The sequence below is a fragment of the Micromonospora sp. NPDC003944 genome (genome assembly GCF_053605225.1).
In genome coordinates this window covers 15,572-29,931 of sequence record NZ_JBSGIV010000073.1, presented here as the reverse complement: position 1 = coordinate 29,931, position 14,360 = coordinate 15,572, and the positions used below count along the sequence as shown (strand labels likewise).

The 14,360-nt window shown below is 64.7% G+C and carries 4 protein-coding genes; 1 reads left to right on the top strand and 3 read right to left on the bottom strand.

All coding sequences use genetic code 11. The annotated features are described in order from the left end of the window. Positions 1-536 precede the first annotated feature (536 nt). The 3 genes from ACWER9_RS27310 to ACWER9_RS27300 form a co-directional block, all read right to left on the bottom strand. Positions 537-1,316, bottom strand: coding sequence for a hypothetical protein (locus ACWER9_RS27310; RefSeq protein WP_452304540.1), 780 nt, complete (start codon positions 1,314-1,316; stop codon positions 537-539). A 6-nt stretch (positions 1,317-1,322) separates the two neighbouring features. After that, positions 1,323-7,688 (bottom strand): RHS repeat-associated core domain-containing protein, encoded by a 6,366-nt coding sequence (locus tag ACWER9_RS27305; protein WP_452304539.1) that lies wholly within the window; start codon positions 7,686-7,688, stop codon positions 1,323-1,325. A gap of 227 nt (positions 7,689-7,915) precedes the next feature. Next, entirely contained in the window at positions 7,916-11,815 is a 3,900-nt protein-coding gene (locus ACWER9_RS27300; RefSeq protein WP_452304538.1) for a LamG-like jellyroll fold domain-containing protein, read from the bottom strand. Positions 11,816-12,689: 874 nt separating this feature from the next. Between ACWER9_RS27300 and ACWER9_RS27295 the strand changes: the two genes are divergently transcribed. Beyond that, entirely contained in the window at positions 12,690-13,940 is a 1,251-nt protein-coding gene (locus tag ACWER9_RS27295) for a hypothetical protein (RefSeq protein ID WP_452304537.1), read from the top strand. Positions 13,941-14,360: the final 420 nt, after the last annotated feature.

The following is a 14,360-nucleotide window of genomic DNA, read 5'->3' as shown; positions in this document are numbered from 1 at the left end:
ATCCGTTACCGGATGTTACCGCCGTTGCCTGAGAAGATCTTCGTCTCCCCAGGTCAATCGGTCGGGACGGCCGGATTCGAACCGACGACCCCTTGCTACCAACGGTAACCGGATCAAGCTTGTCATTGCTTGCCGAAGATGGCCGTTGGGCTGCGAAGACATAGCAAGGCGCTCATTGTCTCTTGTCACCCTTCGTCAACGATTTGGCGGGGTTTTCGGGGGATAAACGGGGGTGAGTCGTTGCTGCGACGTGTGCGTCCGTCAGCCAGTTGGTCGCCGGGCGACGGGCTTGCGGCTGGTCAGACGGGAAGTGCCTCTAGGTCACGCCCCAGCTCGGCCTCGCTCACCCACTGCCGCGCCGCGGTTGAACATCGCGAACGCAACCACGCTGAGCCTGCGCAGCTCTTCTTGGACCCGAAGGTCCCCCTCCCGGCCGGTCCGGCCGGCCGCCAGTTTGTCGACCTGCCGCCGGGCGAGCCAGGCAGCGACTCGCACTTTGTCAAATGGCTTGAGCCGTAGCGCGACGGTGCCCTCATTCAGGGTAGCTTCGCGCCTTCCCTTAGCATTTCGTTCAGTGATGCACGACCGTCAGGGTCACGTGTGGCAGTGGCCACGTCCAGCGGTGAAATGTAGTCCTGCACCTGACCGCGTCGGCAGTTCTGCAGACGAACCTCGAGAAAGGCTAGAACGTCGTTCGCCCATGAAGAGTCAATTTCTCTCACCCGGCTGACGGCACGTGAGTATGCGGCTTCACCGTCGCGAAGAAAATAGCCTCCATCTTCCGTGGGCATCAAATCTTTTGCCAACTGCACTCCTCCTCGGAATGCGACGTCACGGAATATAGAACCCCCAAAATCGTTTCCTTCGAATCGATTTCGTTCGCGACCCAGATCGGCAGCAACGTTCGGCAAGGGCTGCGCGTCAAATACGACGCGCTCTAACCTTGACTCGAAGACGCAGCCCACGAATTGGGCCGACAACGAAATCCAGTTTTTGATTTTCGAGCTCTCGAACCTGCAATTCCTGAATGTCGCCCTGCCAACTGAGCTAACACTCAATTCGCAGTTGACAAAGACGCACCTTTCATAGTGCGACTCAGCGCTTCCCGCACCAAAGCTACCACGTTTTATTTTTATTGATCGGAAGACAACTCGATCCAGCTTCGCCCCATTGGCGACAACAATCTCATCAATCTTCGGGTTGGCAAACTCCTGTTCAATGAATACGCCCCCGTGCACGATCAGGCGAGTTCCAGTCAAATACTTTTCGAGCCTTTCCAAGGCATTTTCCTGTCCTGAGGAGATGTCATTTTGCAACCAATTCTACCGGAGTCCGACCTGAACATTGACCTGATAGGCAACGTAAGAGGACGTGACATAACCCCCACTTCGACCAACATGCGGCGCAACATCGAAACCGGTCGTGAACTCCACCTGCCTACCCGTTTGGGTATCAGTAAAATCTACGCCATGGCTTGCTTTGTAACGGAATCGACCCGGATGAGACGCTTGCAGCTCAGCGTCAACTGCGCGATGCAGCGCGGTTCCGAATATCACGCGCCACATGAACGAGCCTTTTCGAGCGGGAAGCGTCAGCTCTTCTGCGCTCAAGTGTTTATTCATCAACTCGCTTGCGCTACCCGCGTTTTTGAGAGCCCGGTCGGCCGCGTCCCGCACGATTTCAGTCGATTCGTTGGGCGCGCCCACGCCTTCCCCTCTCACCAACCAAACAAATCCGATGGCGGCAGCCAGCTCCAACGATATGTCTTGGCATTCTTTCGGGTGAAGACGACACATCTCTTCTTCATATTGCTGCATCGCCATCTCGCGGACGCCTTGATACGCGTCCGGCCCGGTCAAATCGGCCCACTTGGCGCCGTATAGGGCCTCTAGTTTCCGCTTAGACCGCTCCCCATCAGTCGCCCAAGGCTTTGATGCCGCCCCTGGCGCATCAGTCGACGATCCACCTACCTTGCTACCGGAGCAGTGCGGCCAGCATTCAGAATTCTTTTCTTTCTCTTCACGGTTGCCATTCTCATCACCGGGCCGATAGCCGGGGCAACTGACGACAGTTATGCAATCAGCCGGAATCATTCCACTAGGGTCACTAAGGTTCACTGGGGTGTTATTTGCGTACGCATAAGGGTCCCACTGCTGCGGGTTGCCCAGATCCATGATCGGATCTACCGAGATGAAACGCCCCAGGAATTGATCGTACTGCCGTGCGCCGATGTTGATCAGGCCGGTGGGGTCTTTGTCGCCGTCGACGAAGCCCTTGCTGTTGGGCCAGGTGGGGTTCGTTCCGCGGGGTGTGCCGTAGGGGGTTTGCCGGCGGATGTCGACAGTTTGGGTGCCGGCGTTGATGGCGATTTGTTGGGTGCCTTGGTGGTCGCTGTAGAGCCAGGTCAGGTCGGTGACCGCTGAGCCCGCGGTGCGGCTGGCAATGGCCGTGCCGGCGAAGTCGTAGTAGCGGCTGCCGGTTTGGACGCCGCCCTGGAAGCGGATCTCCTGGCCGGGGAGGTACAGGGTGGTGCCGGTGGTGTCTTTGCGGATGAGCCGAACACCGTCGGTGTCGTAGATGTTGGTCTCGATGGCCTTTCCGGCGACGCTAACGGTGGCGAGCTTGCCCTCGGCATCCCAGCCGAGGATGTGGTTGTTGGCGCTGGTGAAGCAGTTGTTGCTGAGGGATTGGATGCCAGGCCGACAAGTCATATTGCCCGACTTGTCGTATTCATACTTACTGCTAGCGGTGGTCCGATCAGGTCTTACGGTCTTCACGTTGGTGACGGCGTGGGGTAGCACGACTCCCTGGCCGCCGTCGGGCATGGTGTAGCTGCGGGTGGTTTTCCCGCTGCTGTCGTTGCTGGTTTCGGTGAGCCGGCTGCCGGTGTCGGTGAAGGTCCAGTCCTGCCAGTAGGGTGCCGGCCCGCCGAGGTTGACGAGGACGGGGTCCGTGGCGCAGGAAACCCCGGCCTTCGGGGTCCAGGCGGTCGTCAGGCGCCCCAGTGCGTCGTCGCGGAAGCATTGGGCATCCGCTTCATTGACCTGTGGGGTATCAATGATCGACTCGATGTTGCCGGCGTTCTGGTAGGAGTAGCGGCGGTCCGAGACCGTGCCGGCAACCGTCGAGCGTTCAATGATGGTCCGGTCGACTCGGCGGGTTGCCCCATCGCGGTAGACGGTGTCCTGGGTGAAGTTGCCGCTCCCGGGGATTTTGTAGATCGAACCGCTACGTTCGCCGTACGCGGTGTAGCTGGCGGTCGCCAAGGTACCTACGAACCCGGTGAGGCTGGTGTCCAGGCGCACCGGCATGCCGGTCGTGGCGTCGTAGTCGGTGGTGACTTGCTCGTTGACGAGGCCGCCGCCGGCTGGGTATGCGGTCTTCGTGGGGGCGCCGGTGTACTGGGAGTAGCTGTAGCCGAAGCCGTAGGTGTCGCCGAGGTCGGAGTTCCACGGCATCACGTAGTCGACGCCGGTCGGTTGGTAGCGTTCGTTGAAGTTGCCGACGTGCCACTCGTACTTGCTGGCGGTGCCGGCGGAGTCGTAGTCGTAGCGGATCTTCTGGGTGAGCTGTCCTTTGAATCTGGGGTTCGGCTCGCCGTAGAGGGTGTCGTATTTCCATTCAGAGCGTAGGCGTCCGGTGGCGGAGTCGTCGCGGAGTTGTGTTTTGCGGCCGAGTTGGTCGTAGCCGTACCAGAGGGTCTCGCCGCGAGCGTCGATGGTCTGCTTCAGCGCGTTGTCGTCGTAGAAGGCGCTGGTGGTGGTGCCCTTGTCCGGGTCGGTGGTGCGCCAGAGGCGGCCCTTGGCGTCGTACTCGTTGATCCACTCGTTCCCGGCCGAGTCAGCGTTCTTTGTCGCCTGGCCCTTGCGGTTGAAGGCGTAGGTGGTCTCCAGGTAGGCGCCGTTCACACCGGAGGGCGTGGTGTGTTGCCGCAGTGCGACGGTGCGGCCCTCGATGTCGGTGACGGTGGTGGTGGGGGTGCCGCCCTTCGGCGGGGTGACCTTGGTCAGGTCACCCTCGTAGCTGGTGACGGTGCGCCACTTCTCCAGCAGATTCGTGACGTCGTCGCCGGCGAGGAAGATGCTGCTCGTGGGTCGGGACGCCTGGTCGTAGACGGTTCGGGACACCGCGGGTACGGACCAGTCCGGTTCGGACCAGAAGACACCCGACGGGGCGCCGGGCTCGGCGTGGGCGGCGTAGCTGGCTGCCTCGCGCCCGTACTCGTCGTAGAGGGTGTCGGTGACGACTCGGTCGCTGCCGCCGCCCAGCGACGGCGACTGGGTCTGCCGCGGACGCAGCAGCCCGTCGAGGATCTGGTGCGAGGTGATGTAGGTGCCGTCGGCGTTCAGGGTCTTCGACATGACGTAGGGGTAGCTGTCGCGTCCGTCAGCGAACGTGTAGGTGTACTGCGCCGATGGGGTGTTGGGGTTGGCGGCGTGGGTCCATCCCGGCGTCCAGACCTTGGCCACACGTCCGAGGGCGTCGTACTGGACCGTCGAGGTGACCTTGTCGTTGGGGTCGGTGGTTTTTGTCGTCGAGCCCCAGTAGGGGTTCGTCTCCACCTTCGACGACCAGTTCAGCTGGTTCGTGCTGGTCACCAGGGTGATCGGCCCGCCCACCGCCGGGGTGTACGCGGTAGTGGTGACGTTGCCCTTGATGTCGGTCGCGGTCCGCTGCTTGCCGGCAAAGTCGTAGGTGGCCTGGGAGGTCGTCTGCCACACCGTTCCGGTGCCGGATACCCAGTCCTTGAGCTGCTCGGTCTTGGTTCCCGAGCCGAACGTGGGTGCGGTGTCGACGCTTGTCGCGCCGTCGTAGTAGGTGCGGGTGTCGGAGATGATGTCGTCGACGCTGGTGGGGTCCTCGTCCTCGTCGCACGGCAAGGCGGTGGTCGTGGTCTGCTTGACCAGCTGCGTGAGGTTCTTGCCCAGATTCCGGTTGTAAGTGTACGAGGTGCACTTTTCGTCGCCGGTCTTCGAGAAATCCCCGTCGTCCTGCGACCACGTGACCGTTCCGTACGTGTGGTCGTAGTCGCTCGTCCCGCGCGAGGTGCGCCACCCCCGGGAGCCGTCGACGCCCAACGCGGTGCCGGCGTAGGTCGTCTGGGTGTTGACGAACCGTGCTTCCACCAGGTCGCCGTTGATGGTGCGGCTCGCGGTGGGGTCCGACCGCCAGGGAACGTTCACCGTCTTGGACACCGGCTTGGTCTCGGTACCGTTGTAGACGACCTGTTCCCGGATCTGTCCGGCGAACTGGTCCTCGTCGTAGACGGTCTCCGTGCCCACCGAGGCTGGCACGAGCACGCTGCGGGTGCCGCCGGATGGGCTGAGCTTGTCGCCGTGCATACCGCGCAGGAACGTCGTCTCGGTCAATGTGCGCGGGTTGCCGCTGTCCCCGACCCGGGTCTTGACCTTGTCGTAGCCACGCCACTGCCCCCACGTCTTGCGCTCCGGCCTGGTCAGGCCGTCATCGTCGTCGAAGTGCCACGCCGGGGACTCGGGATAGTCGTACCAGGTGTGCGTGGTCGGCGATTTTCCCTTTGGCAGTTGGACGTCGTCCTGGGCCACGTGCTCGACGCGGTACTTGTGCCACCACTCCGTGACCAGCGTGTTGCCCGTCGGATCCTGCGGATCCGGCACCCTCACCGGATAGCAACGCCGGGTGTTGTTGTGTGGTGCCAGCGTGGCGACGATGGCGGCGGTGCACTCGGCCTGCGAGTAGTCGACTTTGATGCGGGCGCCGGTTTCCGTGACGATGCTCGAGAGGCGCAGCCAGTTGTCGGTGGGGCTGTGCTCGGTGTACACCCGGTTCGCTAGTGACTCCGCACCGAACGTCACCTTCGGAAGGTTGATGGCGGTGGTGCCGACCAGGCCCGCGTGGTCGATGCGGTCCAGCCACAGCCCCTCGTGGGTGGAGTCACCCGTCGCCGAGAAGGTGTGCCCCAGGGTCCAGGATTCGACGTTCTGCCAATCCGGGGTTGATTTGGTGGTGTCCCACACCCGGGTGGTGACCGTCTTCAACCGCTTGGTCGTCCAGAACGTCGGCGTGTACTGCTGGGGGCAGGACGTGGCCGACACCTTGCACTCCTGGTCCCACGGCGTGTCCTTCCAACTGGCGGTCACCGGGGCGGCCTCGGTGCCACAGGTGGAGAAGCAGCGCATATCGGTGGTGAACAGGACCTGCGCGTACGGGGTGGTGCTGCGCTCGGTGACACCGTGCGTCGCGGCCGTCCGGTCGTAGGTGCCGTAGTCGATGCGGGTGAGGTAGCCGGCCCGGTCGTAGGTCACGTCGTCGGAGTCGGTGACGTTGCGGGCGTACTTGTTGGTCTCCCTGCCGTACCACAGCGACATGGTGTTGCCGCGCACGTCGACGACGTAGTCGAGGTTCCACCGCCACGCCTGCACACAGTCCGACCCCACGAACGTGCCCTTCGCACACGGCTCTTTGGCATGGTTGCCGAACACCGGCACCGTGAGGGTGGAGTTCGTTACGGACGTCTGCCCGGGCAGGTTGTGCCGGCCGAAAAAGTACTGGGTGCCGTCGGTGGTCGTCACCTTCCAGTACTCACCCACGTCCCCGTAGGCCGGGTCACCGCTGTCACCGTTGGTCGCCCCGGTCAGCTTCTCGATCTTCGACCCGTCCTCGGCGCGGGAGTGCCAGCCCTTACCGGCCTGGTAGATGAGCTCACCGCCGTGGCCGTTGAGGCTCATCGTCGCGTTGTCGGAGCGCCAGCACTGGTCGCCCGTCCTCGCGGTGTTCCTCGCCCCGTTCTTCATGTCCTCGGCACACGGCACGTACCGCCGCTCGATGAAACCGGAGGAGTAGTCGAAGCCCTCGCCGATCCACGACGGCTGATTGTTCGTTACCTCCGACCGGCCATCGACCGTGGATGACGAGTAGCTTAGGGCGACTGACGGTGCCGGGCCAGTCGTCGGCGGCATGCGCAGCGGGTAGTTCCACGAGAAGTCACCACCGCTACCGCCGCTGGACCAGGTGGACGAGGGGGCGAGGCTGGTCGCGCCGAAGTCACCGTCGGCCCCGGCAGACGCAGCAGCCAGCATGACGAATGAGCCGGATGGCGCAGCGGCGGAGGCGACGCTCACCTCCGCGGTGGCGATTCCGGCGTTGGCGTCGTTCATGGTGTGCAGCGGCACCGACCGGCAGTTGGGGCTGGTGGGGTTGTTCATCGCGCACTGCGGCACCTGCCACAGACGCAGGCGCGACGCCCACGACCCGCCGGCCGCGTAGCGGAAGGAGTCGTAGTTGACTGACACCTTCGCCACGCCGGTCGGTGCGCCCTGCGGGGCCGTCACCTGCAGCATCAGGCCGTCGCGCCAGGCCTGCGGGAGGGTTGCCCGGTCCACGACCTTCACGTTGAGTTTGGTGAGCGGCTTGCCGGCCTTGCCGGCGGCCCGCTCGACCCAGACCGGCAGGGAACCGGCCTGCACGCCGCGGCTGCTGGCCGCCCGGGCTGAGGTCGCGGCGAGGTCGACCCGCGCAGCTGCGGAAGCGGGCCATTTCGGTGCCGGTGAGGGAGCCGAAGTCACCCTGTTCTGCTGCCAGGCTTTGCCGCCGGTTACCGGACCGCCGTCGCGGTCGAGCTTCTCCGCCGGCGGCTTCGACGGCAGTCGCGGTGCCGCCGCCTGCGCTGGCACGTACGGCACCAGGGACAGCACCAGAGACGCGATCACCGACCCGACCAACGGCCAGCGCCGGGCGCTCGTACCGGGAAGACTCCGGCGGACCCGCCGTGGGCCGCGCACAGACCGTGCCGACATGAACTGTTCCTCTCCAACAACCACAAAAGCCTGGGGAAAATTCGACAGGAGCGAAGGCCGTTGCCGGACCGGCGGACCTTGACCTCTCCTGCTCGGCCTGGCCGGGGACCGGGCCGAGCAGGAGATGGTTTACCGCCGGGTCACCGGTGCCATATGACTGTTCCGCCGGGGTCGAGGAGCACCAGGTCGCCGTTGTCCTGCAGCACGAGGCGGCTGGCGTTCGTACCTCGGGTGTTGGTGTGCCACACCGGTGTGCCATCCCGGCTGTAGACAACCAAGTTGCCGTCGGTCTGCAGGATCAGGTGGGCGCCAGGAGTGCCCCGGGTTCCGGTGTCCCAGAGGGGGAAACCTGCCTGGGTAAGGACGAGGTTGCTGTCGTCCTGCATCCACAGCTGGTAATTGCCGACATCCGAGCGCAGGTACTGACCTGCGGAGAGGCTCTCGCCCTTTGCCAAGGTGTTCGTGCCAGGTGAGACCGACATGTGGGCGTTGTACGAGTTGAGTACGGCGGTGTCGGTCATCGCGCCCTGGAAGACCGCCACGTCGTCAATGCCGCCGCTGAACTGATCGGCGAACTGGTCATGCCACAGCGTGCGTCCCACCAACAGCGGCCCCGACGATTTCATCGGCGTGAACGCCACCGCCTTGGTTGCCTGCAACTGCCCGTTGACGTAGAGGCGTAGTTCGCGGCGGCTGGCGTCGTAGACGCCCGTCAGGTGCGTCCAGACCCCTTCGGCCGCGGCGGACGTCGACGACACCCACTCCGTCGCGGTGGTCGTCGCGTCCTCATCGCTCACCACGAACGACCACTTGCCCTCGGTCTCGGTGTACTTGAGCCAGCCGGCGCTCTCGTTTGCGCCCCGTTGCGAGAGGATCGCTCTGCTGCCGGTCAGACTGTCGATCATCGCCCACGCGGACAGGGTGAACGAGTCGTCGGTGCGCACCACCGGGGTGTCCTGCCAGACGGTGAATTGGTTGCCGTCGCCGTTGGGTAGGGTTGTTCCGGTCTTGACGGCGCTGCGGGCGTACTCCTCCGACGCGCTGGTGTAGCCCTCGTTGGGGAAGTATTCCGAGTCCAGCCACAGGCCGAAGCCACCATTGCCGTGACCAGAGCCGTTCGTCGCGCCCCGGGTGAGGGCCAGCCACCGACCCCAGGATGACGGCGGATCAGGCGCCTGGCAGGTATCCCGCAAGTTGGTGAGGTAACAGCGTCGCATGTCATCGAAATCCCAGCTGCCGGCAAGGATCGGCGTCAGGATTCCGGGCTCGTTGAACCCGCCAGACAGCGGATCGGTGGCCAACTGGCCGGTGAAGTCGTGTGGCACCAAGACCCGGTCGAAGACCTGCACGTCGGCGAGACTGCCCTGCCACCACCCGGCCGGCGACTTCCCAATCCAGAACGGCCGCGTGGCGTCATTGAACCCCACGACACCGGTGACCGTTGATTCCAACGTTCCGTTGACATACAGCTTGAGCGTGTTCTCCACGGAGTCATACACGCAGCTCAGGTGGGTCCAGACGTTGGTTTGTGGCACCGAGGTCGACTTCGCATTCCACCACGTGGTGGTGCCCGACGCCGCCGACGGGACCTGCGCCACCCACCGGTCGGTGCTCTTCTGATACTGCAGATACAGCGACGCCCACCCGGCGCCGTCCTTACTCACCACTGCCCGGTCGGCTGACTTGTCGGTCAGCCGCACCCAGCCGGCCACGCTGTACGACTTCGACGTGTCGACAACCTGCCCGGCGGCCTGCGCGTACGACGACGTTCCATTGAACGTCGCTGTCTGCCCTCCCACCAAACGGACATCGTTGGCCCACGTCACGTTCGACGCCGTCACCGGCGAGTTGACCGGAGCCGGCTCGCCGTCAGCTAGCGCGGCCGCCTGGTTGACCCCTGGGTAGGTCTCCAAGCCCCATCTGGCCGTCGGGCCTGACGAGCGGGAAACCATGAACTCAACCGATCCGGAGCCCTCGTTCATAGTGGCGTCCACCGCCTTGACGAACAGAACATTGCGGCCGAAGCTCTGCGCCGTCATGTCCACCTCGGCGAACCGGGGGTTCGTGCCCTGCGCGGTGACAACCCGGGTGGCATCGTCCCAGCCGTAGAGAAACTTGACGACATCCGTGGAGGTGGACTCAAACCTGACCCTGCCCCTCATACCCGGCCCCGCCGGCAGCGCCACCACCCGCGCGGTCACTGTCGGCTTGGTCGTGTCGGCCCTGAACTGACACCACTTCGACCAGGGGCTCGTCGCGTAATAGGGGGCCTTGTCGGTAGCTTTGGCGCGGAACGCATACAACACGCCGGTCGTGATGGTCACCGGGTTGCTGTCCGCGCGTGTGCCCGGGGTGATGCCAGCCTTGACGGGTGGCGGTGTTTTGCGGGCCGGGGACGTGTCCGTCACTGTGCCCATTCCACCGGCGGGCACCTGGATCCACTCGAAGGCCGCCGTCAACGAGTCGTCGTCACCGTCAGCGTCTGGGAACACCGCGTAAAACTTCGGAGTCAGCGTGCCGACCGTCAGGGCGCCCGATGCGGGACAGGCCACCTCGGCTACCTGCAACCCGTTCGGTGCGCCCGGCCTGGAGTCGTAGTCCGCGTACAGCTTCGCGTCGTTCGGCTTGAACTTCTTCCACCGCTTCTGCGTCGACTCGCCCGACCCATCGGACGAACGCGCGGTGAACCCGACCGTGATGGTGTCCCACCAGTCCGTCGCCGCGGTCTGCACCTGACGGGCCACCGTCGCCCCGTCGAACTTCATAATCATGTCCGGTTGCCGGGGGTCACACCCGCCAGCCTCGTTCGCGTGCCCCCAAGCGTCGGCCAAGAATGTCGGGATCTTCATCTTCGACCAGCTGGCCTTCATCGTCGCGTCGATCGCCGAGGACAGATACATCGACGCGACCGTGTCCTCACACGAGTACGAGTGCCCCAGGTTCATCTGGACGTACGCCGACTCGATGTGCTTGCCCTTGAGCGACACCCCATTCGCGGTCGTCTTGAACTCAAAGAACGACCGATACAGCGCGCCGGTCTCCGGATTCAAACCCACCCGCGCGGACGTGTGGTCACTGTTCGAGGAACCATTGTTCGTGGCGTAGGCCCACCGTGACTTGTAGACCGACCAGAGCGGGTCGATGAAGAGCGGGAACACCGTGTCAGGTGCCTGCAGCAGCTCCGCGTCCGGGCGCAGCACGAGATCGGTGCCCACCACGTCCACCGCCACCGGCGCTACCTCAGCAGAGTCGCCGGCGACCGCCGACGTCGACATCGACTCCATCGGTGCCACGCCGCCGCGGGCAGAGGCTCCCGCCGCCTCGCCTGTCCGGGAGTCCCACATGATGGCAGGTTCCGCTGAGGCGATGACGGAGCTGCCAGCCGTCGCGCGCAATCCGCCGTCGGGCTCGGCGCTCACCTGTACATCCCCGCTCAACCCGAATCGGATCTGGCGCACTGCCGGACTCGCCGCGGCCGCCGCTGACTTGACGACCAGCGCGTGAGCGAACCCTGTCCGGGTCGCCCGCACCACCAGGTCCACCTCAGTCAACACGTTGCGGTAGGTGACGGCGTCGCCCGAAACCTCCGGCGCTGGCAGAGGGCCTCCAGGCCACGACATCATCATCGTCTTGCCGCCGCGCTTGAGGGTCACCAGCGGGCCGTTGCCACCAGCGGAGAACGAGACGTCGGCGACCGACGCCGCCGGCCGCCACCCACCATCCGCTGCCGGAGCGAGATCGAGATCAACGTCGGTCCACTTGCCGTCCTTACGGGTGCGCTGTGGCTCTACTGCCGCTTCGAACCGCATCCGCCCGTCGGGCTGCGCCACCACCTGGGCGAGTTCCGTGCGGGAGCCGTCCACGGACACCGGCTCGGCACAGGCCGCGGCCAACGCCGACGCCGCAGCCTCCGATGGGGCGACACCCGTACACGCTGGAGCCGCCCCAGCGGCGGGCACGGGGGCAGGAGCGACGAGCAAACTGCCGGTGACGGCAGCGGCTACCCAGGCTGCCAGCCCACGACGGCACCGACGTCCCATGCCACACGTCCAATCGATCAAGGAGCAGTGGCAGAGACGATAGGGCTAGTGATCTCTTCGCTTGGTCCCGTCGGGGCGTGCACAGGCTGGCCGGCTCCACATCGGACCTCGTTGGTATCGCACGCTATCTATGACAGCACCTCTCTGAGCTTGATTCACTACGCCACGTAACCGTCGCCAGGAAAACTTGCCGATGACGTGATGTACGTCATAGCGGGATCGGCGGGATTGTGCGCTCTGCCGCCCAGCTGACCCTCGGCGTCGTTGCCGGAAGGGGTATCGCCACCTAGCAACGGCTGCACCCGGTCCTGATTAGCTGGCAACGGGATAGCAGGACTTGCCCGGGTAGCCGACCGACGGCCTCCCAATAGTGGCGTGCCCAGATGCGGCCCAAAACGGTGCGTGCCCAGATGCGGCCCAAAACGGTGCGAGTCTGGTCGACTGCCGCGCACCATGCTTCAACCACCACTCCGTCACTGACGTCAGCGCTCCCCTCGCCGAGACTTTGGCCCGTAGATCGACCGCGCCCTTCAGCCAACCAGCGCCCGTGGTCGAGGACGACCTGGCAACGCCGCACATAGAGCGATGGCAGTGCGATTTGTATCGCTTCCTATCGAACCAGCTCCGACGACGAGCGCCGCAGAGCAAGAACGACTGCGCGGCGTACGCCCGTGACGGCAGCAGCGGAAGACTGTTGGCGGGTTGGCGGTGGGCCCTGCGAACACAGCACACACAGGCACCGGCTGACGCGCTCGTTGTCACACCGACGATGCTCATGGCAGTCACGACCGCTTCGGGCAGGCCCTGCGGCTTGAACCGCCCGGGCGTGCGAGGTGTTCATCGAGGACCCGCGCATCCTCAAGATCACGATTGGATGTCGGGTCTGACCGGGCCGTTGACCCTCCGGTACAACTCCCGTGAGCTGTGCGGCGGGCAGAACGCCCGGATCGGGGGAACGACAATGGAAACCACGGCACCGGAGCCGGCACCCGTCCCGCCGCCGCGACCGCGCCGACGCCGGGCATGGCTCGCTATCGCGCTGGCCGGAGTGCTGGCCAGCGGGGCCGCCGGAGTGACAGTCTGGCGGACAACCGCCACCCCGTCACCGGCATCCGCCGAGGTCACTACCACCGATGCCGCTGTGGAACTCTTCGCCGGGCTACCCGACCGGCTGCTGCCACCGACCAACCCGAGCGCCCTACCCAGCGACCGGGCCGTAGGACGGGGAACCCTGCTCTACCAGATCAACGACCCCAAAAGCTTCACCGCCACAAAAAGCGGCTTGCCTCGACTGCCCATGTACCTGGTGACCGCAACCGGCGACCAATTCGCCGTCGGGCTGGTCACCATCAGCGAGTTCAGTCATGCGCTCTCCCCCGACGGACGGTGGTTCGCCCACCGCCGAGACCGGCAGTGGTGGATCCGCGACCTCACCGGGACCACCGATCGGGCCGTCCCGCCCGGCTACGAACTGCGGCAATGGTCCACCGACGGACAGTCTCTGCTGCTCGGGCAAACCACCGGCACCAGCGAGACGTACACGGCATTCACCCTGCCCAGCGGAGAACTGCGCCCGCTGGGCTTACCCGCGATGCCGGCGCGTCGAATGCTGGCATTCCTCGACGGGCGTGAACTGGCCACCTTGGAGTTCAACCTCGGCGCGAACCTCCGGCCGCGCCGATATCTCACCATCGCCATTCAAGACGCCGACAGCCGCAGCGCCCGGTCGGTGTCGATCCCCACCACCCTGCAGGTAGGCCCCGGCGACTTCCGCAACGCGCTCGCCCCGGTCATCCGCGGCGGAGGCAATCCGCCGAGCGTGTGGGCTGTGGTCACCCGGCAGAAGCAGACCCCGACCGACCAGCCGGAACAGCCACAGTCAGAACCCCCTTGGACAATGGTCGGAGTAGACCTACGGTCCGGCCAACCAGCCGGCCGGATAGACCTCGTGGCACCCAACAACGACCAAGGTGAGGAATTCCTCGGTCTCTCCGGCACCGAACTCCTCCTGCAACGCTGGACCGCCCGCGGCGCCGAACTGGTCGCCGCCAACCCCGCCAACGGCAAGCGCCGAGTAATCACCTCCCTACCCGACTACGCGCGGCTGACCCTCCCCAGCAACTAGTGTCCAAGCCAGCACCAGCACGACCGCGCTCGTGAGCAAAGCAGAGATTCAAACCCACGACAGCCCAATGTCGAGCCTCGTTCAAGGCGTTCATTACTTGTCAAACCCTATAGACAAACTTAAAGCCCTGACCAGCGTTTCCGCTGGTCAGGGCTTTTGTCTGTCGGGACGGCCGGATTCGAACCGACGACCCCTTGACCCCCAGTTTTATAACGATTCTGTCACGCCATGCCGGGATCGACTCATTCGTCCTCGAATTCGGACGGATCGGCATCGATTATGACGGCCGCTGCCATCCCATGTCAGCCACCTCGCCACCCGTACGTCCTCGTCGTTACCGGTCTCGTTACCCTGCAGAGTCAAGGACCAACGGTGCCGCCAGGTCCAAGTGGCTCCGCAAGGGGCAGGTATGGAAGAGGC

Bases quoted from the DNA above. Each gene is read 5' to 3' on its own strand.
- ACWER9_RS27300 (WP_452304538.1), bottom strand. From the start codon at position 11,815: ATGGGACGTCGGTGCCGTCGTGGGCTGGCAGCCTGGGTAGCCGCTGCC.
- ACWER9_RS27295 (WP_452304537.1), top strand. From the start codon at position 12,690: ATGTCGGGTCTGACCGGGCCGTTGACCCTCCGGTACAACTCCCGTGAG.